Here is a 22,798-nt window from a genome sequence, read left to right on the forward strand (position 1 = left end):
TTAATAAAGAATCACCCCATTGCGAAAATTAGATGCATACTTTATTTATCTTCCGGATAGAAGTTTAGGAAAAACTATTTCGTTGAACTGATTTCATAAAGATAGAAAAAATAATCAGTGGGCACACTTGAGTAACCTTGTTGACGTATCATCGCCGTGAGATTTCCGCGATGATATGTGCCGTGGTTGACAACATGCTGAACCAATTCGGAAAGATGAGTATCTAAACGCCCAAATTGGGGATGTTGGGGGGAAATCTTTTTATCCAAATCACTTTCATTGTTAAGAAATATTTGATACTTTTCTGACAAATCACGAAACAGTTTCTCCATTTCTTCAAGACCCTTATCCTTGGTCTTTTCTTGTGCCTGAGCGATGAAAGCTTTAATCTCATCCATACTATTCTCCCGCATTACACCAAGCCAAATTGTATCTCCCGTATAAGTATGAACGAGCGTCTCTGCAATTGAGGGAAAAACACTTTGAATTTCCCGATCATAAATGTCCTTCGACAATTCTTTCAATCTCCCGAAAAACTTGTTGTTCGCCCAAACATGATAATCATACAACTGTAACGTATGATGTTTTTTCATCAAATATTCCTCCTCCATTTTTCTTCGAATTACATTGATATGGTAAGGCAACTCCACCGACAAATGACGTCAGTGAAAACCATCTTTTTTGTTAGTTTGCCGAACCACTCCATTCCTCTTCAACTTCCAGGTGAATGTGCTTTTTCACTTCAGATGGTATTTCAAGGTATTCTCCTTACTCTACAAGATTCCTTCACTTTATCTACAATCTGGCCCGATTGCTGAACAAATTTAAAAAGCACACATTTAATAAATAAGTATTATTTGTTACAAAACTCATGATTTTGTGCCTTTCAAAAAATCTTTTATTGAATATTTAAAATAAAGTTTAATCAAAAACGTTCAACAAACCCATATTCTATGGCACAAAAAAAGAATCCATTTTGAAAAAAGGTTGATCAAAATGGATTCTTATCTTTTTGAATAAATATTCTGTTTTATAAAAAAGTTTGATTAAAACTCACTTAGAATTCTTTAAAAGCATCAAAGCGTTGCAACCTTTTTGTACAGATTGCGACTTTATTCAAAACATCGCATCTTTTTTATAAACATTCGAACTCTATTCATCCAGCTCAACTAGTAGAAAAGATTTATCATCATAAAACAAAAAAATACTTTTAAAACGATGCTTAACCCTGCAGCCTATCGGTTCGATCTTTACCATCCTTCATTTTAGCCTTTACGAATCAATCCCAGGTCCTTTTTTTCATTCAGTTAGTGAATTAATCAAAAAAGATTAAATGCATATCACTGTCAGTCCTTGATTTCGCAAAAAATTCGGCTTCATTTCCTCCATCAACAAAGTTACCAATACCCCAGAAATACCCACATTTGCCTCGTTCTATATATCTTGTTCCTACATAATCATTATAACTTTCAGCATCGTACTCCCATAATTCAACTTTTAACTTACCAGCTGGACCCACGTAAGAATCCCGACAAATCTTATAATCTCCACCAGTAGAGGAATACACCTCACTTTCAGCACCATTAGAATACAGAGTTTCTTCTCCTAAGTAATCCCAGCCGCTTGCAAATGTAGAAGAAGGGAACAACAGCGCAGCTACCAATGCCACGACACTCATTTTTAACTTTTTCATGCTCATTCCTCCTCTCCCGTTTTGACTTGAAAAATATTATTCTCCATATAATATGTTGCTTTGAAATAAAGTTTGATCAAAAACCCCTCACAAACGGTGCAACTTTTTTACAAACAAGTACGACTTTGTTTCAAATCTACAGTTGAATCTTATCCCAATTAAAAAAGCATATCCGTTTTATCTAATAATTGATCAATGTCAAATGTATCGAGATGGAATGGAATTGACTCTTCGGCAATTTCTTCAGTAGCTAAAAGCAATTGGTCGATATCTATTATAGCCAAAACAATTCGCCTTCCTTTTAGTCAATTTTACCCTCATTAAATTTAATAAACATTATGTTTAATAGTTTATTCTTTTGAGGGTATCATTACTTATTATATGTTTGAAATTTATTAAGGGGCATTGGACTAGTTTAACCGGTTCTAGCGCAAAAACTACTCGCTAGAAACATAAAGTATCATTTTCCTTTGAACGGCTAACTTATGAAGCTACCCCATATAATTTATGATTGATTCCTGACTTCCTTATCTTTCGGTCGATTTTCTTTAAATTTTAAAAAGTCTGCCCTTCCCGTTTCCCATTCACTGTATAGCAATTCTAGCTTTTCCATTATATTTTCAACACCTTAGCAGATAATTTTTGGCTGAACACATCCGATAAGTAGTCCTCTGCTGTTAAATACAGCAATCCGTTGCCTTCGAGTTTTGGCGAGTTTCCCAGCGGAACCGTTCTCTTTATTAATTGTGCATACAGCTCAGGCTCTGTCAGATTTCGCTCAAAGTTTTTGTTCTCAATCTCTTTAATGAGTGCAAGTGCACCGGATATATGCGGTGTAGCCATCGAAGTTCCGCTTAGTTTTGCATACTTTCCATTTAAATACGTTGAAAGGATTTTTTCACCAGGAGCTACTAAGTCGACTTCATTATTCGAATTTGAAAAATCAGAAGAACGGCGTTGCAGATTAATGGCACCGACGCTGATGACTTCGTTGTAACAGGCAGGATAGGCTAATTCATCTGAAGAATACTGTCCATCTCCCTCATTTCCAGCAGCACAAACTACTAGAATTTGCTTAGCAATTGCGTTTTGAATCGCTTGATGCAACTCAGATACATCATCAGGACCACCGAGGCTCATGGAGATGATATCCGCCTTTTGTTCAACTGCATAGTTAATTCCATTGATGATCCAGTCGTATTGCCCAGATCCATTTTTATCAAGCACTTTTAAAATCAGTAAACTTGCTTCAGGTGCAACACCAACTACTCCGGAATCGTTATGGACGGCAGCAATTGTGCCAGCCACATGGGTTCCATGTCCGTTATAGTCAGTGTATACATCAGGATTTCCATTATCATCACCAGTGAAATTCCGTCCCCCGATAATCCGCTCGTCCAAATCAGGATGGGTGACATCGCAGCCTGTGTCCAATATCGCAACCGTGATTCCCTTCCCCTTCGATTTCTCCCAGATTTTTGGAGCTGCAATGAGCTCAATACCTTTTGGCACCTCAGACACCGCTTCGATTTCTGCATTCAATTCATACGGAATTAAATGTAATTTTCTCTCCATTTGTATCCCTCCTGACAGAATTAATATTCGGTTTATTCTTGGTTGTTGCTAATAGTTTAACAATTCAGAATCCATATAAACAGTTACAATAGATGTGTTTTTATCGAACTAATGTTCTTATGGGATATTTGTCCCATCCACCTATCTGAGAAGTTAAAAGAAAGAAGTAACACTAGGTAGGCATTCTTCAAGAGAGTATACGGTAGGATGATAAATTGGAACCAAGATAATGGTTAAATTATGGAGGACTGAAAGAAATACGAAAAAAAGTATTTGGCTACTTTCTATTACAGTGATTATCTCTTTTTCTAAATAGCGCTAATCAAAAAAACTAATCCGCTCTATCTATTTGTAGGCAATGAGGATTATTAAAGTTAAATACTGGTTTATGCTAGTTTGGACAATCCTTAATACGTTCTTGTTTTTCTAGACTCTTCACAATTTAACATTAAGCTGTTCCAACCGTTCTGTACGGTGGCTACTATAGGGTGCTCCACCGTAGCATCTGCTTTTCTATCATTGTCTAAAACGCTTTTCATTGATAGCTTTATTGCCTACTCTAGCGTTATGTTCTTCTTAATCATTAAATTTCAAGAAATTAATGGTTCCATCTCACTGAGTGACTATTTTTACACCAGAACCTTATTAGGATGGAGTACTACTTTAAAAGGGATTAGACATAAGGAGTAAATGACAAGTTGTTTTCTTTTATTAAGAGCAGTTAACAGTTCAATTAAAAATAGGAAATATTGAATTAATCGACAAATTTTTAAGAATAGCTTGTTTATAATGGCTTTAGCTTTGAAGGAAGGGAGTTGAAAATTTCTACCCTCTATTTGAATAAACGGATTTGCTTTAGAAAATAGCGACAAGCTTGTTTCTAGCTGACTATCAGAAAGAGGAAAAGCTCATCTGCTACCAATTATTTATAAACTACTTATTATTTAACGATCTGTCATAGCAACAATTGGTCATGGGCATTTATAATCGATGATTATGTTGATCATTCTGTTCTTTCACTTCTTTAATAATTGGAAAGACAAGTCTTTTGGTCATCAAGTGTCAACATTTCGTTTGTAAAATGGTGATATCCATCCCCTAGCTCAAAACCACTCGTTTTCTTGCAGTAATATTCGTCAATGCAAGAAAAGGGGATTAAGATAAGCTAAAAAGGAGCCATAATGGAAATTTTACTCTACTTAAGTATATATGTCTCGGGTGCTCTTGCTGTTCTATGGCTAATCACCATCGCATTTGACCTATTTCTTAAATAAAATGCTAGGAATAAGAGAACCATCCATTTTTTGTATAATCCATTAAGCTCCAACTAGATAGTTCGAAACGGTTGATAGGAAGGAGAAAAGGAAATGCGTGATGATACTAAGCTTCTAGAAGCAAAGGAAAAAAAATTAGCCCGATTTTTGGAAGTATATTCAACAGAGGAAGTGTTAAAAGAAGCCAAGGAATATATTCCATCCCTTCCTCATTCAGATATTCTCCGTAAGCTGAGCGAAATTAAGCTGCCACACCCCGTCATAAACACTCTCATTTATTACGTTCTTGCAACGAACAAACAAAAATTCGTAACTTATACGCTATTGGCGTTAGCTGATTTATGTAGAAAATTCAATTTAAAGGATGCTCAGGCAGCTATTACATTCTTTAAACAATACTATTCATATCATACTCAAATAAGCCAAGAAGGTTAAAATCGATTTTCCCTTAAGTAAAAAAGTAACCCTCCTTTGGTTCAACAAGTTTTGCTATTTCAAAAGCTATTAACTAAAGTTCCTTTAACGGCCTTTTTGAAACGAATTGTTATAATTCCTTATATATTAAGAGTTATAATTTCCAAAATGTTGACGTGGTAGCCCTGATATAGGTAGTTTTTTGGTTTAAGTCTCTGTTATCAAACTGTTATTTTTCATTAACTAAACTGTAAACAAGCTATGATATGGTAGATACTCCTAGGAATTTCCTTCAGTAAAAAGCCGGCAATCCTTTATCAGAGGAAAGCCGGCCTTTTTCTTTCAAAGAAAATTAAGGGTAGTTGCCATGGTTTAAGCCCTAAACAAAAGGTAAATGCATAACCTTAAGATTGTGTAAGATTAGGAACGTTGATCCATACTTGTTAAAAGAAAGGGAGATAGAGATGGGCGAAGAAAGCAGTTGTAATCTAGATGGAATTGATAAGGATATTTTGAAACAAATGGAACTAAAAAGAAGGGAAATCATTTCAAACATTTCGGATTTGCCTCCATTGAAAAAAGAAATCGTGATTAAAAACCTTGATGAATTAATTATATTAGCAAATAAAGCCCATAAATAATTAGAAGTGCTTTCACGTTAGACTACTGAACGGAAAAAATGACGTTTTTCAGTAGCCAGAATTCAGCAAGTTTATTGTGATTACATGCTAAATGAATAAACATTTGATTAAAGTAGCAAGTTTACATTCACTACGCCCTCTTATCCAATAAAAATAAAAGCCGATGATTCTTTAGCGCTGCTAGAAGAGCCAATCAAATAGAGTAGGCGACTAACTTGTTTATCCTGTTTTCTTATTAAAATTACTAAAGGTGGCTTTTCAAATAACAGATAATTAAGAAGACGATCTAACTGATGACTTGCATTAATTGTTTCCGGGGACGTTAGTTAGTCCATGCGATTTCCAAGGAGGATCATTTCTTCTCTATTTCTATTAATTTGAACAAGCAACATCTCATATGGATTTTGCACCTTCACTCTACCCCTTTGTAATATACATAAGTGAGTAATGTTTTTTTGTTAGGTTCTATATAAATTTTTTAGGGGAATGTCCCATTGCGAACTTCCATTGCAAGTGTCCTAGTAAGACTAGGGCGATGCTTGATTGGAGAAAATTAAACATACTAGGGAAAGGTATAATTCCACAGGACTATGGAGAGGACAATAGTATGAAAACATTAGCGAAAATAGACGAAGAATATCAGAAAATCATTCTTTTAGTAAAAGAGCCTATGAGAAGCCATCTATTGATGGAGTTAATGACCGAAATGGAAAGGGAATACCATATCCCTATGATACGTACTGAAAATTGGGAAATTAAAAATAAACCAGTTATTGCATTATATAGAAAGATCAATTTAAGCAAAAACTTAAATTTTTAGCCATTTGGGGAGGAATGAGACTTGGAAAGAAATCGTACTATGATTCAGTTTTTCGAGTGGCATGTTGCATCTGACGGATCACACTGGAATGGGTTAAAAGAAATGGCACAAGAACTAAATAAAGTATGGATTAATGCAGTTTGGATTCCCCCTGTAACTAAAGGTCAATCGTCTCAAGACACAGGTTACGGTGTTTATGACTTATACGATCTAGGAGAGTTCGATCAAAAAGGAACCGTTCGAACCAAGTATGGAACAAAAGACGAGCTTATAGATGCTATTCAGGAGTGTCATAAACATAACATACAAGTATATGTAGATTTAGTGTTAAATCATAAAGCTGCGGCTGATGAAACAGAGGTCTTTAAGGTTGTTGAAGTAAATCCTCAAAATCGTAATGAAGTAATCTCGAAACCAGTTGATATCGAAGGGTGGACTAAATTCATTTTCCCGGGGCGAGGAGATCAGTACTCCTCGTTTAAATGGAGTTTCGAACATTTTAATGGCGTAGATTATGATGCAAAGACAGGTAAAAAAGGAATTTATCGTATTTTAGGGGAAAATAAGAATTGGAACGGGAATGTAGACGACGAATTGGGAAACTATGATTATTTGATGTTTGCAAATATCGACTATAACCATCCATCAGTAATAGAAGAGGTTTTTAACGCCGGAAAATGGATCATAGATATTTTGCAATGTGATGGGTTTCGGTTTGATGCCATTAAACATATTAATCATGATTTTCTTGGTGACTTTGTAATAGAAATGTTGAAGCATCGAGGAAAAGAATTTTTTTTCGTAGGTGAGTTTTGGAATTCAGATGTAAAAGAAAGTCAGGAGTTTTTAGATTCAATAGATTATAGTATTGAATTATTTGATGTAGCACTTCATTATAAATTATACGAAGCATCAAAAGCAGGCCGTCATTTTAACCTTGCTACCATTTTTGATAAAACCCTTGTTCAATCCCACCCTCTTGATGCAGTAACATTTGTAGATAATCACGATACACAGCCGAATGAGGGACTTGACTCATGGATAGACGATTGGTTCAAACAAATTGCCTATGCCTTCATTTTACTTCGAAGAGATGGATACCCTGTTGTCTTTTTTGGCGACTACTTTGGTATTGCAGGTGATAATCCTATCCCAGGTAAAAAAGATGAGATTGATCCCCTTTTATACGCTCGTCATCAGTATGCTTATGGAGAGCAAGATGATTATTTTGACCATCCCAATACGATTGGTTGGGTACGCCGAGGAACAACCGAGATTGAGCGATCCGGCTGTGCTGTTGTTATCTGTAATAGTGATGGAGGCTACAAAAAAATGTTTGTGGGAACGGAACGTGCTAAAGAAATATGGGTAGATATAACTCAAAATCGAAATGATCAAATTAGCATTGACGATAAAGGATTTGCAACGTTCCCTGTTAATGGAGGAAGTGTTTCGGTATGGGCCTTATCTGAGGAATAATATGATATTAAAGAAGTTTACCTAAAAAGTTAACTATTTAAATGGAAGCCATCATTTTAAAGGGTTTAGAAGCTGGATTTTGAGTGGAGAAGAAAGGTTGATTGTAGATGACTCATCCCAAACAAATATCAATCATTTGGTAAATTGTAGAAATTTAAGTTTATCATAGGTTGTTTCTGTTGAGAACAGGCAGTTATCAACAATCATTTTACTTACCGTTGCATCATCATTTCGATGCCTGATGCGGTTGTTCAACTAAACTGCCCCGTTAGGCCATTAAGAAAAAGCTGCCTTAAAGACAGATCAGATTTTCAGCTAGTCGAGTAGAAGGGAACCTCTCTACCTTACGGTAGATTGTGTTCCTGCCCCCCTCACAGAACCGTGCTTGCGCTATTCACGCACACGGCCCCTCCTAGTTACCATTCACAAAATGTAGCTAATCTCTTAGATTCAGATTATGCTAATTCTGCTATCCTTAGTAGTTTTGTTTCCATTTATCCCTACCTCTGAGTGTAGTAAATGTTTCCCTAGTAAGGGCGATAACTGGTAGCTAGCCTTTCCTCCATCGGCATTACCCAACTTCATTGGTACTACGCTGCTATCCGACTCCCTACACAGCATTTGGTTTCCTTGCTTTTTATCGCTTGTACACCATACTCTTCTAACAAGAAAAGACCGGTAGGATCTCCCGAGTTGCCGTATCATATCGATGTGTAACGTGCCAAGGTCTCTGACTCCAGAGAGGTTTTATCCATCTTGCCCTTAACGAAGGATAAAATGTAGCTTTCTGCTGTGCGTAAAGCATCAGCCCTCTCGATTTACTAACATTATGGAGCTCAATCCCTTCAACCATTTGGCTTTCGGCCCGCCACCTAACTGTCTACGCTTAAAGACTAAAGTTACCTTTAGCCCTCCAAGACTCGCTACGAGCGAATGGCTAGTTCTTACTCGACGGGAATCCCACCCGCTATATGATACGACCTAGGCTCGGCCGCACACGCACCCGTTAGTTTAAGTACAAACCTTCACAATCTTGCTAACCTACCTGTAACTTCGGCGTTATTTTTAGTTGATTTTCAATTCGACTGTTGTGAACGTTTCATGCTCATTCAACAATGTTGCATATGCAACTCCCATTGCTGCATCTGCCAAATCACATAAAATACCTCCATGTACGGTTCCCATCGGATTGAAATGCGCTTCCTTTGTCTTTAATGTGAATACGGTCTCTCCATTCTTAACTTCTACTGGATCAATCCAATTAACTTTGCCACAGGTGGGACTGAAATTTCCTTGTTGGCATTTAGTTTAATCGTATTCTCCATCATACATTCCCCTTCACTATGTGTGTTTTATGTTTCAAATTCAACCTTCTCCTTTTCACTTACAAAGCAAGTGATTATAAAGGCAGTAAAAAATATGAATATGGCAAATACATACGCCTCTCGAACTCCCCCTAACTGCTCAATAATTGTTCCTGCCAGAAAGGGACCTAGTAATTGACCCGTTGCAAAGAAAATGGTTATGAAGCCCAATACGGCTGGTACTAGATAAGGAAGAGAGCGTTCTGCTGCCATCGCTTGGACAAGAACCATGAGACCTCCAATGGAAAAACCAAATAAAATTACCGAAGCCATAAAACTTATTATGTGATCATTGACGACTGGAATAATACCTCCCATGACACAAAAAGCCAAAGCAACGAGTAAAGATTTTTTTCTCCCTACTTTATCTGAAACGATTCCCCAAATTGGACCTCCAAGAATTGTAAATAAGCCAGAAATTGAAAATAAACTACCGGCCACTCTTTCGCTGATCCCAGAGTGTATCATAAATGATGTTTGGAATAGGATTGGGATAAGATAAGCCAATCCAATTAAAAAGTAAATAATACCTACCCTAAGGATTTTTCGGTTTTTGTAGGCATGAGCGACTCCTTGATTCCTATCATCTTTGTTAGTCACACTCTTTCCTGGTTCTTTCAATACGATCCATGAGAGTAGTGTGAATAAAATAGAGGTAATGGAAAAAATTAGCCAAATAGCCCTCCATTCCCATACAGGAAAATACCTAATCAAATAGGTGGTCATGAGACCACTAAGAAGCATTCCTGAACCCACCCCACTTAATAAGACACCGAGTACTAATCCCTTTTTCTTTTGAAATTGGATGACTAATAAAGACATTATGGGGGAAAAGGCTAAAGCACTTCCTGCCCCGCAAAAAAACATAATAAGCATGTATAGATAAAAGGAGTTCGAGAATGAAAGAAAAAGGAAGCTAACTGTGACGAGAAAGCCACCTGCCATAATGACTTGTTTCATTCCAAACTTGAGTGCTAATAACCCAGCTACGGGGGAAATTGATAGAAAGCCAAGCGAGATCGTTGTTGCTAATAATCCTGCCTGTGTGTAGTTCATATTTAAGTCGGCTTGCATAAAAGGCATTAACACACCATAAGCCAATCTTGCAAAGCCAGTAGTCGAAATAACCAACAAGAAACCCGCAATAAGTTGTGACCACATAGACCATTTTTTAAGTGCCAGAATATAAATCCCCCCTGAATAAAAAACCAATCGGTCTCTTTTTGTTCAAAAAAAAGAATAAAAAATACAATTAGAAAAGAATAGCTTTATCTGCATGATGACCATGTCTAATATCGCTTATCCTTATACAATCTTGAGGGCCAATGCACCTCCATGGAAGAGAGAATCAATACAGTCATCTGTTCAGAATCAACATTCATGTTAATTTCATTTTGACCCTGACCAAATTCAATCAAATTCTTGATCATCTTTATTAAGCCATCAAAACCTTCCTTAAATGCATCTTCAATCAAAATTTCTGAATCATCTACTTCAATGGCTGCATTCATTAATGGACAGCCCCCCACTAGGATATCATTGTTGTTCAAAGTTATAAAATATAGAAGCAAAAGCCTGAAATTGTTCGTTTGCTGTTTCCTTAGCTTGTAAATAATTTTCTTTTAGAGTGATTAAAAAGTATGAAAACGAAGCTTTGGCCAATTCGTCCTTACTATCTAAATGTCTATATATTCTTCCTTTTTTTAATCCTGTTACCTCCAATTGGATATTTTATAAACGCAAAGAGTTTAATGTACCACTGTTCCGTATAGTTAACTCTTGGTTTGAGTCAGCATATTGTCAACAGTTTTGCTTATCTGATTTAACATAAACTGAGGTGCAACACGACTCATGAACTTCAGCGCACTGCTCTGGCCCGGCAGGATCTCAAAGCGATCCTTTTTCAAACCCTTGATTGCGTACCTAACCATCTTACCGGCATCCATAGGTTTTACGGCTTTGATCTCGTCAGCATCAAAAACTTCAACTAAAGGGGTCTGAATAGCTGGAGGCGCCAATTCAAACACTTTAATATTAGTATTTTTTAGCTGTATTCGCAGTGACTGTGTAAATGAATGAATACCGGCTTTCGTCGCACAATATACCGGCAATGCCGGATAAGGAACAAATGCAAGTGCGGATGAGACATTCATAATCGCAGCGGATTTCTTCTCCTTTAAATGCGATAAGAATTGGTTCACCATGCGGATCGAACCGCTGAGGTTAATTTCAATCTCGCTACTGAAATCCTCTAAATCAACCTCTTTGGCATGAAAGTTCAATTTACGCATAACCCCAGCGTTATTGATCAGAACATTCAGTTCTGGAAATCGACTGATTACTTTTTCAAAAAGGTCAGAAATGGCCTTTGGATCGCTTACATCAAACTGAAATGTGTGAACGTATGGCAGTTTCTTTTTGGCTAAGTCCATTTTGGACTGATCCCGCCCGGTAATAATTACGGTGTTCCCAAGCTGAAGGAGCTGAGTAGCAAGCTCGAATCCAATCCCGGATGTTCCCCCCGTTATGAGAATTGTGTTGGAATCCATTTTCATAAAAATCAATCCTTTCTCTATAAATGATTTATATAGTGGCTTTACTTGCTTTATTGAGCAACAAGATTCTCAAAGAGCATAAGCATGTTTTTGAGAACATTCATTCTAATTTATAAAAAACTTCATTTGTTCAGTATTGCTAAGGAAAAATCCGCTATACGATGTACCTTTTCTTTGATAGCTGAGGTTCTTGCAAGTACCCAAATCCCAAGCAAAGTATTGTGCAAGCTTCCTGCTAAAACTTCAGCATCATAATCACATGGAAATTCAACTGTTTGCTGTCCTTTGCGAATAAGATAAGATTTGTCATTGGCTTTTACCAACCTTTCCTACAACCAAGAAGATATACTCCAACTTTGCCATTATTTAAATCCCCTTTACGAATAATCGTTGCATATACACTCTTACTGAGGAAAACATTTCTCGAAGTTCTTCAGCAGCTTAGGGTTTCCTTTGATCCGGAGTTTTCTTGTCAGAAATGCCGCCGCCACATTTTGTTCCTTCGCCACGATCTTAAGCCACGTTTTGCTATCCACCGTAATCCGATATCCGGCTTGCCATGAAAACCGTCCCGAATCTGGATCGTATTGTCACGAATGTCGATTGTCGTTTGTCTCGTTTCATATCCGGTGAATGCAAAAAGATATGTGGAATTTAAACCCGACGCCTGCTTCGGCTGGAATGCATGAGGCATCAGGTTGATCAAATCGCGGATCGTGTTCGACCTGAGTCCATTCCCGACGCTTTTTACCGTTTTATGGGGAAAACGTTTCACGACATACGCTTCCGCATCAGAGCCAAGGGTTACATACAATGCCTGCAACGGCTTTAGCACATCATTCCGTGAACCCTTTACGGTCTTTCAGAAACGGCCCGATCACATCTTCGCCCGCCGGACAAACCGACAAGCAATAAGCCGATTTGTAGTTAGCCCCGAAACTCAAACTTTGCCACCATGAAGTCGTTTCGGTTATCGGTACTTCATTCCGATTCTTTGACGTTCTTGCTGTCCACGACCGTTTCCACCAAGTCGCTTAAACCGCCCCTTTTATTGAAAAAGGAACTTAAACTATTATTTTTCAGGGGTGCTGACAAAATGATTAATGTTATTTCCCACTTTTTATTAAAATCTTCTCATTTTTTATGACGGAAAACACTTGCTGAAAGCCTTGAACAGCTTTAACTGGCCTTTTGTGCGAATTTTACCTGACATGACGGCTGATAATATCCCTGTTTCTTTGGCCATCAGCCGAATCCATGTTTGACTGTCTGCAATAAGTTGGAAATCTGCATCCCCGATATGTCCCTTTTCCACAGTAAGGGTCTTGTTCTTAATGATAACCGTTGCTTGAGCCTTTTCTTCTCCAGTAAATGTGAAATGATAGGTAGCAGCTAAATCTTTTGCTTGATTTCTTTGAAACATATGAGGAAGCACTTGCAAAAACGCCCGGATTGATTTCGATCGTAAGCCGTTGCTCACCGGCCGAACTTGTTTATGGGGAAAACGCTTTTTGACATGATCCTCAGCGTCGGAATTCGGCACTACATACACCATTTCGCTTTTATCCTGCAGTGGTTTGACAACGTCCTTCAAAAATTTCTTACGATCGTCAAGAAACTCACCAATTACATCTTCTCCAGCAGGACAAACGGACAAACAGTAGGCCGCTTTATAGCTAGCTCCAAAAGAAAGGCTCTGCCACATAGATGCTGTTTCTGCATCATTTACTTTGTCCCTGTATGCTTTAGAATTTTTACTGTCGGTAATATTCTTCACCCAATCGGTGAAGCCGCCGGAAAATTCTCTATAGTTGTGCGTATAACAGGCGGAGAAATTAAAATGACCATCAGCGCCAATGGCTCCTACCGGGCAGGCAGCTACGCACAATTTGCACTCCAAACACGGATTATAATCAATGGGCTGACTTTCCGAAGCCATATCTGCATTTGTAAGGATCGTACCTAACAAAATAAAGTTGCCGAACTTGGGATGAATGACATTTCTATGGATGCCGATTTGTCCGAGTCCAGCCGCAACCGTAATAGGTTTATGTGAGATGACCCATGCTTTTCCGGTACTTTCCTGCTCCATCGGGAATCCTGCTGGCGGATTCAATGCTTTGATCCCTTGCTCTTCAAGCTCTTTCACGATTTCATGTCCGATATGCGTTACGTTATCGACAACATGATGAAATTCCGTATTCGCAATGGATCGAGCTGTCGAACGCAAGGGCTCGCGGTTCATTTTACAGACGAAACTAATAAGCGTCCTGGCTTCAGGAAACAGATTAAAAATTTCTTTTCGTTGGTCCTCAAGTTCGTTTCGGTCAATAGAGACGAATCCAACATCGTCGGCTCCTGCATGTAGACATAAATTCCGCAACCATTGTGTATCTATGCGCCTGCCTTCGGTTCCCTGCATAATTACCTTTTTCTTGTAATATTGTTTTACGGCAGGATGATCATTTATTGTCACCTTTTTCAAAGCACTCAACTCCTTAGTCGTTCAATTTAACGCCCATCCGTCAGTACTACCCTGTTTGATGGCCTGTCCAATCATTCGAAGTCGTGCATTCCATACAGACTTCGTAAAATTGATTTTTAGTTCTAGCGTTGTGAATGTCTCCCCTTCGCTGAGGGTAGATGTGTAGGCTATTCTCATCGCTGTATCAGTAGCATCCCAAAGTACGCCGTCGTGAAGCTTTCTACCAAGGCTCACAGAACTTGTACGGAAAGTCTATCGGAACGGTCAAGACTTAAAGTTTCTTTCTTCTTGCCCATCGATGATCAGACGACATCCACTATGACAGCATCCTTGGCAGATTTCGTAGTATCGCCTTTTAAGTATAATAGATAGTTACTGAGACCGTTCGGTCTTTTTTTAATCTAAAAAAAAGCCATCGCCGGCTTCTTTTTTAGACTGCTAGGCACAGTTCTGAGCAAGAAACGATCTAAGATGATGCACAGCTCTTTTCATGTACTCATGGTTCTTGTAAAGTTTGCTAAGTGCTAACGCCCCCTCCAGCGTGGAGATAAACACGGTAGCCACAAACTCGGGATCCACTCCTTGTTTAACCTCACCCTTCTTTATGCCTTCCTGAACAAAATTACGAACCATTCCGAGCAAGCCGTCCATTGCTTCACGGACTTTTTCTTGAAGCAATGGGTCTGCGTCATCTGCCTCAATGGCAGCATTCATAATCGGGCAACCCCCTGGGAACAATTCTCGTTCAGCAATCCCCTCGAATACGGAAATAATGGAAAGAAGACGTTCCATGCATCCTTGTTTGCCTGCCATCGCTTCAGAGAAAAAATGACTCATCGTGTCAATGGAAAAGGAAAAAGCGCTCAACATTATTTCCTCTTTATTTTCGAAATGGTTATAAATCCCTCCTTTTCGAAGACCAGTCTCGTGCATGATGTCGGATATAGAAGATGCCCTATATCCTTGGCTATTAAAAATTTTTGATGCCTTTTCTAAGATCAGGGCTTTAGTCTGTTCTCCCTTACGATTAACCATGAATCTATTTGCCTCCGTTTGAAAAAGGTTTACGAAATTTATAAGACCATTCGGTCTTTTTTATTGTACAATTAGGTAGTATCTTTGTAAAGTGCAAAAAATAATAGGAAAAATTTTTGATTAAAGGGGATTACATCACATTGACTGAATTACAGATAAAAGGAAGAGAAGCAAAACAGGCATCCCACGTCCTAGCAAATATAAGTAGCAAATGCAAACAAGATGCTCTATTTAAAATGGCTGATTATTTACTTAAATATAATCAAGATATCTTAAAGGCAAATCAAATAGATTTAAACAATGCTTTGGAAAATGGAACAGCAAAAACAATGTTAGATCGTCTATTGTTAAATGAAAATCGTATTGAAGAAATGGCAAACGGTTTACGACAAGTCGCTATTTTACCAGACCTATTGGTGAAATAAAGAATATGTCTGTACGTCCAAATGGTTTACAAATTGGACAGCAAAGTGTGCCATTAGGAGTTATAGGAATCATTTATGAAGCTCGTCCAAATGTAACTTGTGATGCACCGGATTATGTTTAAAATCTGGTAATGCAGCTATATTACGAGGTGGCAGTGAAGCAATATCCTCTAGCTATTGTAAATATATTATCAAAAGCTATTTCTGATGCAATTTTTTACCTTCAGGCGCTCTTCAACTAATTGAAGATACTCGACGTGAAAACTGCTATATCATTAATACAACTTAATGAATATGTAGATGTGCTTATTCCTCGTGAGGTTCAAGGTTAATCCAGAACGTCGTTAAGAATGCAACAGTACCAGTAATCGAAACTGGTACTGGTAACTGTCACATTTATGTAGATGAATCTTGTAATATTGAAATGGCGAAATCAATTATTATTAATGCAAAAACATCTCGTCCTTCTGCATGAAATGCAGTTGAAAAAGTACTTATAAATAAAAATATAGCTGAGAAATTCTTACCAATCATCTCTCAAGCATTAATTGAAGAAAATGTTGAGATACGTGGAGATAAAAGAGTTGCTGAAATCTGTCCAAATATAAGATTGGCAACGGAAGAGGACTGGAAACAAGAATACTTAGATTACATCTTAGCTATTAAAGTAGTAGAAGGTATTGATGAAGCTATTTCACATATTAATAACTATAGCTCAAGCCATTCAGAACCGATTATCACAAACGATTATAATCATGCTCAACACTTTCTAAAATTTGTAAATTCTTCAACTGTGTATGTTAATGCAATTACTCCGTAAATAGCTAATGCCCAAGGAAGTCCACTACCTGTAGTTTTATACAACTTATAAATGATAAAAACTATGATTGCGATTAATAAAACAGTTAAGAGTATGAAAATTGAAGAAAATACATTATCCAGTGTTAGCACTCCTTTTACTTCAGATATTCTTATTGTTGGTAATGAATGCGACTAAACTATGTTGATTGAACTCACCTGCCCCGATAGTTCATAAGAAATGCTCGCAGCATCCCCTATTACCTGTTAGTAGTGTAAGAACAAATACTAAATATTAGCCGGGACAGACTATTGCAAAATCATTATTACCGCGATTCGTAATTCTGGTGACTGAAAAACTTGCATTGCACCATTTTAATTCTTATAAGGTTGTACAAAAAGACCGTCGTCTTGAAGCCATTCGGCTATAAAAACATCGTTGTAGTCAAAAATATTTTGATTATTTAATTGTGATCTTAACCAAGATTCATTAAAGCCCATATAAATAATTTCATCCCATAAAACTTCACCGTCTCTTATTTCTTCCTGAGTAGTTTTTTGATACTTTGATTTTTTCAAAATACTAATCGAGCCATTCGCCTCTAAATAACAATAGGCAACCTCACGAATAGAAAAAGTTTCACTTTGTCGAAGTAAACTTTGCAATTGATTAATATTCATCCTATTTTTCCTTAATGCTTCTCGATCTACAATTCCATTTTTGATAAGTGCCGAAGGTTTCCCCTCTACCACGCCCCTAAATACAAGGAACTTTTGACTTAGATATTCAACCAAACATCCTGTGCCTAATCCGATAACAGTTAGTAATAATAGAAAAGTGATTAATTGGTTTATTCTTTTTTTCACCCCTTTGTTTTATCATTGAAGGTAGAAAAGGTTGGTTGACACTCAACCAACCTTTTCTACCTTTTCATATTATTGTTGTTTGTATTGGGGTTCTTCTTGTTCGATTTGTTGAACACGAGGTTCAATGCTATCTATAACGGATTGAGTTTGTTTAGCAGCATCCTGATAAAGCTGCTTTGCTTGTTCGTTATCTGTCCCAAGAGAGAAGGTTTCAAAGCTTGCCTGAGCACTTTTCAACCCTGCAAGAGTTGTCTTAACGTCATTGATTACTGTCATGTATAACGCCTCCTTTTATTTAAATGATTATTGCTCTTTTAGAATGGAGTAAACAAAGTTTTATATGCATTCAAAATTTTTCCATATAAAATATCTAAAACCATTATCACGAAGTAATTGATCCTTAGGGTATAAAAAGAGCAACCGTTTGCACATAACCCTGTCAAGTAGACAATAAAAAAAGAGTATTTTAAGCTGCGGCCTTTTCTCGATATTCAATCGGGGAAAGGCCATTAAATTTTTCTTGGAAGCGATCAGTATTATAGAATTCTATATGCGCATCACTTTTGATACCAAATCGCTCACGAAGCTGACGATATGACCAGCCTTCCTCCAACTTCAAACGAACAACTTCTCGCTTTAATTCTTCTGTATATGTTTGAAAGGTTTGCCCCTTTTTTGCCATAGAAAAATCCCCTCCAAGATAGACTGTTTAAGAGCATTTTATCATGCTCTCTTTTTACTCTGTCTACCTGTAGGGGATAATACCAGTTGGATATAAAACGGTTGCTCTTTTTATTGCTATTAACGATTCCAAACTCTTTTTAAATCTAATGGGACGAATACCTTATCCACATGTATTTCTTTATGTATGATAAGATGTGAAATGCATGGATCTACACTTAACTAGACAACTTTCTTAAGGTGTTCAAGTTTATACTCAATCGGACTTAAATAGCCAAGTGTTCCATGAATACGAATATGATTAAACCAATGAATATAGTCCTGTAGTTCTCTTGTCAGATCGATTAGCGTTTCGAAATGACGACCCTTAACGAACTCCGTTTTGATGATTTTGAACGTAGCTTCAGCTACGGCATTGTCGTACGGGCAGCCCTTCATGCTTAGCGAACGTAGAATGTTAAATGTCTCTAAAGCATCATCTATTAGCTTATTCTTAAATTCGCTTCCTCGGTCCGTATGAAATAGCTGAATCTTACTCAGGTCTACCTTAATCGATGAAAATGCCCGGTAGACCAGTAAAGCATCTTTTTTTGGCCCGACGCTAAAGCCGATAATTTCCCGATTAAGAGATCAACAAATACACATACGTAACACCATTTTTGATTTACCCTTACGTACGTCAAATCGCTTACAATTGCGTGCAACTCTTTTTCCTGATTAAACCCACGGTCCAATTCGTTAACCTGGTTAGACTCATTATAAGTTTTTGAATGTGGCCTGAATTGAGCTACTGTGTAGGTAGAGACGAGGCCCTGTTCTTTCATAATCCGCCCAATCTGTCCCTTGAGACAACTAACCCACGCTTTTTTAATTTCTCTTTAATCTTTCGCGTACCATAGTTTTGCCGGCTGTTCTGAAAGATTTCGATGATGTCGGAGTTTACTTCATCTACTGATGACCTTTCTTTTACTTCATAAATAATAGGTGCTTCTTGGCAATTGAAGGACTTCACACATTGCTGATATCGAGGATTTGTGCTGGTTATTCCGGATCACATTTACTTTCGTCCTAGTATCAGCGCAGCTTGCTTTAAAATATCGTTCTCCATCTGTAACTGTTTCAGTTCCTTACGAATCTTTACTAGTTCTGTTTCTTCTGGTGTTCGGTTATCAGCTTCTTTGAAAGAACCGGAGGTTTTGTGTTGAGAAATCCACTTATCCAGAGAGGAGGGTGTCAGTTCATACTCACGAATAATATCCCTTCTTGGTTTACCATTCACAAACAGCTGTACCATTTGGCTTTTAAACTCATCAGTAAATGTTCTTCGCTCTTTTTTGGTCATTGTAGAATCTCCTAAACTAGTAGTATTTGTAGTCTACTTGACCTTAAATTTTCTGTCTAGATAAGTGTAGCCGTTCCAAAACTTACAATTTTTACTGTATCCAACATTCTTAGCTACCATTTGGGATTTTCTAATTTTAATCTTTTCTTCTATTTGTTTTTCATACTATGCTACCTTATTATCATTGCCCAAAAATTTTGATTTCAGTGGCTTTAAAATAAGTCGCACCGTTTATAAAAAGAATAACGAAAGCAACTCAGAGTTTTAATTTATTTTTTGAGATAAATTCATTCACTTACTTTTTACCTCCTTTGCGAAAGATTCGATCGAGAAATGTTTTCTTTTTCTCAGGAGGCACAGGAAGAAAAAAACGATTCTTACTTGTTACATCAAGATAAGGCGTTAATATGCCAGTCTTCTCATCTACAGAAGTTGCGATATTTAGCTGTTCTTCAATTTTTGCAAAATGATTTGCTGTTGAGCCTTTTGGCGTATAGACAAAACGCCCATCCGGGAATTTTTGTGATTCCGTTGTTTCTCTTTCAGTATATGCATGGACAGATGGACGTGCCCAAAAAACATTTTTCCGCACCACACGTGCTGGACTTCCTGCAACTGATACATTTGATGGGAGCGATTTTGTCACGAGTGACTTAGCACCTAAAATTGAACCTGTACCAACTTCTGCCCCTTTTAGAATCATGACGTCCTGCCCAATCCAAATGTGGTCACCTAAGTACACACTCTTTGTTGAGTTAATCCGTTTTCGAGTTGTTCCATCGTAAATCAAATGTGGATCTGCCAAACGAACGACTACACCATTTGAAAACATATTATCATCACCGATGAATAGATTCTTTTGTTCAGAGAGAATAAATCTCGCTGCTCCATTAAATGAATAGTTGCGACCAAGGAAAAATGTATTGTCATTCCAAACATTGACGCTCATCGTTGCATTGCGATTGGATTTCCCAATGATTATGAGCGAGTTGTTGCCATTAAAATTTAGCGTTGCATTTTTAAATTCGGCTCCGCGTTCAATAATTAACCGATTTCCTTCACCAAAAAATTTGATTTTACTATTCACAAACGAACTCTCATCGTCGGTATTTCCTATAATGAGTATTTCATTATCCGTTTCTGGTTTCTGCAATATACTGAAAATAGTTTCCATGCTTTTCATACCCACTTTTTCAAATTGTTAAAAACGTGTTCATTATACATCATTTTTTGCTCAACACAAAGACCGCATAAGAAAACCTGAGGAGATGTAAAGATGAAGCCTGAAAAATGGGAAAGGGAAATCCAGGAACGTCTTGAAAACGCACCAAGCCGTTGAAGCCACAGCCCAGATTGTCGAGCATACACCTGAAGCCAATCTGCGAATGAGGCTTGGCAGTACATCGGTCAAAGGACTGCTGGCCGATTTTGGCGACAGCGTCCATTTAGGGAAGATTAACGGGAAGTATGTATTATTGATAGAATCCGATATAATTGAATTCGATAAAGGTGTTTCACCGATTGAGTTTCATGGGCCGGATGATTTGATGGAGATTGTGGAGAAGATTAGTAGGAAGGTTTGAGGGAATGGTGATGATTTGTGATCAGAATTGTGATCATTAAGGCAGTGCCATTTAAGGGTATGTGATCATTTGTGTGATCAAAATTGTCATCATTTTATGCACTTATAATTAAGTGCAAATGAAAAAAGGCAGTGAGATTATATTTTGCTTCTGTCTTTCGGTTATGACTAAACATTAAGTTTTGAAACACATCTTAACGTCAATGTCGTTTTCGCCCTTAAATGATTAACTCTTGGCATGTCATTATTTTGTTATTCTACAATCAAAAAACAATCACCTTATCATAAGGTGTTTGTTTTTCGTTTTGATGATATTATTCATTCGATAGATAGTCGATACGCCTTCACGATGATACCATCATCGGCAGGTTGGAAGTCGAATTGCGGCAATCGTACAAAGCCCATACGTTCATACAATCGCATTGCCGTTTTCATAAAATCTGCGGTATGTAAGCCGATGTACTGTGAACCGTTGACTTTTGTCCGACGAATACATTCTTGGATTAATGCCTCAGCAACACCTTTGTGTCGTGCCTGTCGTGTGACTGCAAGCATTCTTATCTCAGGATAATGTAACATGTCAACAAGTCCTTTGTAGGCATCGGATTTCGCAGGAAACAACGCAACACTTCCTACCACTTCCCCATCTAATTCAGCAACTAGAAGTTCAACATCTCGCTGTTCATCGGCATCTGAAGAAATAGCTTTCTTCAGAGCATCCCAATGCCCTTCAGGAATGCTTTGAGCATGTTCTTCGTAGGCCGTCACTCTCTGTTCACGAATCATTTCTACTTCATAAAATAAAGCCTTGCGAATTTTTACCATTTAATCCACCACTCCTCTTATTCAGCTACACCTTTAAATTATACTCTCTATGTTTATTAATCCAAGAATATATGCGGAATAGAAAAAATATCTTAAGTCATTCAAAATTAAATTGCGTTTTCCATTGACTAAACATTCATTCAATAATAAAATAATACTGAAAATTCAGTGAATAAATGGAGGGGTTGCATTGGATTTACATTTCGAGATTACTGGCAAGGGTCATCCTGTTGTTCTAATTCATGGTGGTGGGGCTGATTTAAGGCAATGGACATTTTTAGCATCTCTTTTATCCAAGGATTACAAAGTTATATCTTTCGATGGCCGTGGTGCCGGTAAATCACCATCACCTATAAAACATGCAAACTATGTTGACGATGTACTGGAACTAATGGATTACCTAGAAATTAATCAGGCAACGATTATAGGTCATTCCATGGGAGGGCAGATTGCAACTGATTTTGCTCTTAATTACCCCGAAAGAGTATCGAAACTTGTATTAATTTCTCCTTCTTTGACTGGCTTTCCCTATTCAAAAGAGTTTTTACAATATCATAACAAAATATTGGAAATCGCTCCCAATATAGATAAGATGTTAGAGCTTGCCCTTCATTCACCAACATATCAAGTTGTTATTAATAGTCCGCACAAAGATCTCACTATTCAAATGCTCAGGCATCATTTCGGGCGCATGCTTAAGTGGCCCGCTGATTTCTGCATGACATGGCCTCAGCCGCCAGCAATGGAACGATTAGGAGAATTGAAACCCGAAACTTTATTTTTTATCGGTAAAAAGGATTTGGCAGATAATTTTCGAGTTGCCGATTGTTTCCGTAAGGTTCCAAACATCAGTTTCATCGAAATAGAGAATGCCGATCATATGCTGCCCCTCACCCATTCTGAAGATTTATATCAAGAATTCACTGCTTTTATGGAGGATTGA

General features: G+C 37.6%; 23 protein-coding genes and 4 pseudogenes. 7 read left to right on the plus strand and 20 right to left on the minus strand.

Annotated features, from left to right (window positions below; all coding sequences use genetic code 11):
- Positions 1–74 precede the first annotated feature (74 nt).
- From QFZ73_RS25580 to QFZ73_RS25595, 4 genes are all read right to left on the minus strand, one after another.
- Complete coding sequence (locus QFZ73_RS25580; RefSeq protein ID WP_307272201.1) at positions 75–593, minus strand: DinB family protein; 519 nt, start codon at positions 591–593, stop codon at positions 75–77.
- Positions 594–1,315: 722 nt separating this feature from the next.
- Positions 1,316–1,693: a hypothetical protein gene (locus QFZ73_RS25585; RefSeq protein WP_251438079.1), complete on the minus strand. Its 378-nt coding sequence runs from the start codon at positions 1,691–1,693 to the stop codon at positions 1,316–1,318.
- A 158-nt stretch (positions 1,694–1,851) separates the two neighbouring features.
- Positions 1,852–1,977, minus strand: coding sequence for a hypothetical protein (locus tag QFZ73_RS25590; RefSeq protein ID WP_307272202.1), 126 nt, complete (start codon positions 1,975–1,977; stop codon positions 1,852–1,854).
- 328 nt (positions 1,978–2,305) lie between these two features.
- The gene (locus QFZ73_RS25595; RefSeq protein WP_307272205.1) at positions 2,306–3,268 is read right to left on the minus strand and encodes a S8 family peptidase; all 963 of its coding nucleotides are present in this window, start codon (positions 3,266–3,268) and stop codon (positions 2,306–2,308) included.
- A gap of 1,367 nt (positions 3,269–4,635) precedes the next feature.
- Between QFZ73_RS25595 and QFZ73_RS25600 the strand changes: the two genes are divergently transcribed.
- Positions 4,636–4,977, plus strand: a complete 342-nt coding sequence (locus QFZ73_RS25600; protein WP_251438077.1) for a replication initiation and membrane attachment family protein — start codon at positions 4,636–4,638, stop codon at positions 4,975–4,977.
- A 443-nt stretch (positions 4,978–5,420) separates the two neighbouring features.
- Positions 5,421–5,597: a hypothetical protein gene (locus QFZ73_RS25605; protein WP_307272207.1), complete on the plus strand. Its 177-nt coding sequence runs from the start codon at positions 5,421–5,423 to the stop codon at positions 5,595–5,597.
- A gap of 140 nt (positions 5,598–5,737) precedes the next feature.
- Here the strand turns inward: QFZ73_RS25605 and QFZ73_RS29175 are convergent.
- Positions 5,738–5,923, minus strand: a pseudogene (locus QFZ73_RS29175) (Spo0E family sporulation regulatory protein-aspartic acid phosphatase); the annotation flags it as partial.
- Positions 5,924–6,204: 281 nt separating this feature from the next.
- Between QFZ73_RS29175 and QFZ73_RS25610 the strand changes: the two are divergent.
- Both QFZ73_RS25610 and QFZ73_RS25615 read left to right on the plus strand, forming a co-directional pair.
- Entirely contained in the window at positions 6,205–6,417 is a 213-nt protein-coding gene (locus tag QFZ73_RS25610; RefSeq protein ID WP_251438076.1) for a hypothetical protein, read from the plus strand.
- Between the two features lie 21 nt (positions 6,418–6,438).
- Entirely contained in the window at positions 6,439–7,896 is a 1,458-nt protein-coding gene (locus QFZ73_RS25615; protein ID WP_307272210.1) for an alpha-amylase, read from the plus strand.
- Between the two features lie 132 nt (positions 7,897–8,028).
- Here QFZ73_RS25615 and QFZ73_RS25620 read toward each other — a convergent pair.
- The 9 genes and pseudogenes from QFZ73_RS25620 to QFZ73_RS25655 all read right to left on the minus strand — a co-directional run.
- Positions 8,029–8,139: pseudogene (locus tag QFZ73_RS25620) on the minus strand (IS1595 family transposase); the annotation flags it as partial.
- Positions 8,140–8,961: 822 nt separating this feature from the next.
- Positions 8,962–9,153, minus strand: a complete 192-nt coding sequence (locus QFZ73_RS25625) for a PaaI family thioesterase (protein ID WP_251438084.1) — start codon at positions 9,151–9,153, stop codon at positions 8,962–8,964.
- Positions 9,154–9,248: 95 nt separating this feature from the next.
- Positions 9,249–10,391: an MFS transporter gene (locus tag QFZ73_RS25630; RefSeq protein ID WP_307272211.1), complete on the minus strand. Its 1,143-nt coding sequence runs from the start codon at positions 10,389–10,391 to the stop codon at positions 9,249–9,251.
- Positions 10,392–10,549: 158 nt separating this feature from the next.
- Positions 10,550–10,831, minus strand: a complete 282-nt coding sequence (locus tag QFZ73_RS25635) for a TetR family transcriptional regulator C-terminal domain-containing protein (protein WP_373458975.1) — start codon at positions 10,829–10,831, stop codon at positions 10,550–10,552.
- 201 nt (positions 10,832–11,032) lie between these two features.
- The gene (locus QFZ73_RS25640) at positions 11,033–11,815 is read right to left on the minus strand and encodes an SDR family oxidoreductase (protein ID WP_307272215.1); all 783 of its coding nucleotides are present in this window, start codon (positions 11,813–11,815) and stop codon (positions 11,033–11,035) included.
- Positions 11,816–11,937: 122 nt separating this feature from the next.
- Complete coding sequence (locus QFZ73_RS25645) at positions 11,938–12,138, minus strand: hypothetical protein (RefSeq protein WP_307272218.1); 201 nt, start codon at positions 12,136–12,138, stop codon at positions 11,938–11,940.
- An 81-nt stretch (positions 12,139–12,219) separates the two neighbouring features.
- A complete protein-coding gene (locus tag QFZ73_RS29055) occupies positions 12,220–12,351 on the minus strand; it encodes an SCP2 sterol-binding domain-containing protein (RefSeq protein WP_373458976.1) in 132 nt (43 codons plus the stop codon).
- Between the two features lie 605 nt (positions 12,352–12,956).
- Positions 12,957–14,291: an SCP2 sterol-binding domain-containing protein gene (locus QFZ73_RS25650; protein WP_307273071.1), complete on the minus strand. Its 1,335-nt coding sequence runs from the start codon at positions 14,289–14,291 to the stop codon at positions 12,957–12,959.
- Positions 14,292–14,738: 447 nt separating this feature from the next.
- On the minus strand, positions 14,739–15,335 hold the full coding sequence (locus QFZ73_RS25655; RefSeq protein ID WP_307272221.1) for a TetR/AcrR family transcriptional regulator: 597 nt from the start codon (positions 15,333–15,335) through the stop codon (positions 14,739–14,741).
- 140 nt (positions 15,336–15,475) lie between these two features.
- Here QFZ73_RS25655 and QFZ73_RS25660 point away from each other — a divergent pair, with 140 nt between their 5' ends.
- Positions 15,476–15,760 (plus strand): aldehyde dehydrogenase family protein, encoded by a 285-nt coding sequence (locus tag QFZ73_RS25660; RefSeq protein WP_307272223.1) that lies wholly within the window; start codon positions 15,476–15,478, stop codon positions 15,758–15,760.
- A gap of 1,173 nt (positions 15,761–16,933) precedes the next feature.
- Here QFZ73_RS25660 and QFZ73_RS25665 read toward each other — a convergent pair.
- The 5 genes and pseudogenes from QFZ73_RS25665 to QFZ73_RS25685 form a co-directional block, all read right to left on the minus strand.
- Positions 16,934–17,413: a DUF421 domain-containing protein gene (locus QFZ73_RS25665; RefSeq protein ID WP_373459036.1), complete on the minus strand. Its 480-nt coding sequence runs from the start codon at positions 17,411–17,413 to the stop codon at positions 16,934–16,936.
- Between the two features lie 81 nt (positions 17,414–17,494).
- Positions 17,495–17,701, minus strand: coding sequence for a DUF1657 domain-containing protein (locus tag QFZ73_RS25670; RefSeq protein ID WP_251438064.1), 207 nt, complete (start codon positions 17,699–17,701; stop codon positions 17,495–17,497).
- A gap of 271 nt (positions 17,702–17,972) precedes the next feature.
- Positions 17,973–18,107 (minus strand): annotated as a pseudogene (locus QFZ73_RS29180) (IS3-like element ISBth8 family transposase); the annotation flags it as partial.
- 221 nt (positions 18,108–18,328) lie between these two features.
- Positions 18,329–19,448, minus strand: a pseudogene (locus QFZ73_RS25680) (IS3 family transposase).
- 295 nt (positions 19,449–19,743) lie between these two features.
- Positions 19,744–20,622 (minus strand): acyltransferase, encoded by an 879-nt coding sequence (locus QFZ73_RS25685; RefSeq protein WP_307272226.1) that lies wholly within the window; start codon positions 20,620–20,622, stop codon positions 19,744–19,746.
- Between the two features lie 142 nt (positions 20,623–20,764).
- Here QFZ73_RS25685 and QFZ73_RS25690 point away from each other — a divergent pair, with 142 nt between their 5' ends.
- On the plus strand, positions 20,765–21,031 hold the full coding sequence (locus tag QFZ73_RS25690) for a DUF3898 domain-containing protein (protein ID WP_373458978.1): 267 nt from the start codon (positions 20,765–20,767) through the stop codon (positions 21,029–21,031).
- 317 nt (positions 21,032–21,348) lie between these two features.
- On the opposite strand, the gene QFZ73_RS25695 is transcribed toward QFZ73_RS25690, so the two are convergent.
- On the minus strand, positions 21,349–21,855 hold the full coding sequence (locus QFZ73_RS25695; protein WP_307272228.1) for a GNAT family N-acetyltransferase: 507 nt from the start codon (positions 21,853–21,855) through the stop codon (positions 21,349–21,351).
- Positions 21,856–22,045: 190 nt separating this feature from the next.
- Here QFZ73_RS25695 and QFZ73_RS25700 point away from each other — a divergent pair, with 190 nt between their 5' ends.
- Entirely contained in the window at positions 22,046–22,798 is a 753-nt protein-coding gene (locus tag QFZ73_RS25700) for an alpha/beta fold hydrolase (RefSeq protein ID WP_307272231.1), read from the plus strand.

Source organism: Peribacillus sp. V2I11 (genome assembly GCF_030817135.1).
Taxonomy (GTDB): domain Bacteria; phylum Bacillota; class Bacilli; order Bacillales; family DSM-1321; genus Peribacillus; species Peribacillus simplex.

Coding starts and splice junctions, on each gene's coding strand:
- QFZ73_RS25595 (WP_307272205.1), bottom strand. CDS start 3,268: ATGGAGAGAAAATTACATTTAATTCCGTATGAATTGAATGCAGAAATC.
- QFZ73_RS25670 (WP_251438064.1), bottom strand. CDS start 17,701: ATGACAGTAATCAATGACGTTAAGACAACTCTTGCAGGGTTGAAAAGT.
- QFZ73_RS25580 (WP_307272201.1), bottom strand. CDS start 593: ATGAAAAAACATCATACGTTACAGTTGTATGATTATCATGTTTGGGCG.
- QFZ73_RS25605 (WP_307272207.1), top strand. CDS start 5,421: ATGGGCGAAGAAAGCAGTTGTAATCTAGATGGAATTGATAAGGATATT.
- QFZ73_RS25640 (WP_307272215.1), bottom strand. CDS start 11,815: ATGAAAATGGATTCCAACACAATTCTCATAACGGGGGGAACATCCGGG.
- QFZ73_RS25610 (WP_251438076.1), top strand. CDS start 6,205: ATGAAAACATTAGCGAAAATAGACGAAGAATATCAGAAAATCATTCTT.
- QFZ73_RS25585 (WP_251438079.1), bottom strand. CDS start 1,693: ATGAAAAAGTTAAAAATGAGTGTCGTGGCATTGGTAGCTGCGCTGTTG.
- QFZ73_RS25685 (WP_307272226.1), bottom strand. CDS start 20,622: ATGGAAACTATTTTCAGTATATTGCAGAAACCAGAAACGGATAATGAA.
- QFZ73_RS25695 (WP_307272228.1), bottom strand. CDS start 21,855: ATGGTAAAAATTCGCAAGGCTTTATTTTATGAAGTAGAAATGATTCGT.
- QFZ73_RS25655 (WP_307272221.1), bottom strand. CDS start 15,335: ATGGTTAATCGTAAGGGAGAACAGACTAAAGCCCTGATCTTAGAAAAG.
- QFZ73_RS25600 (WP_251438077.1), top strand. CDS start 4,636: ATGCGTGATGATACTAAGCTTCTAGAAGCAAAGGAAAAAAAATTAGCC.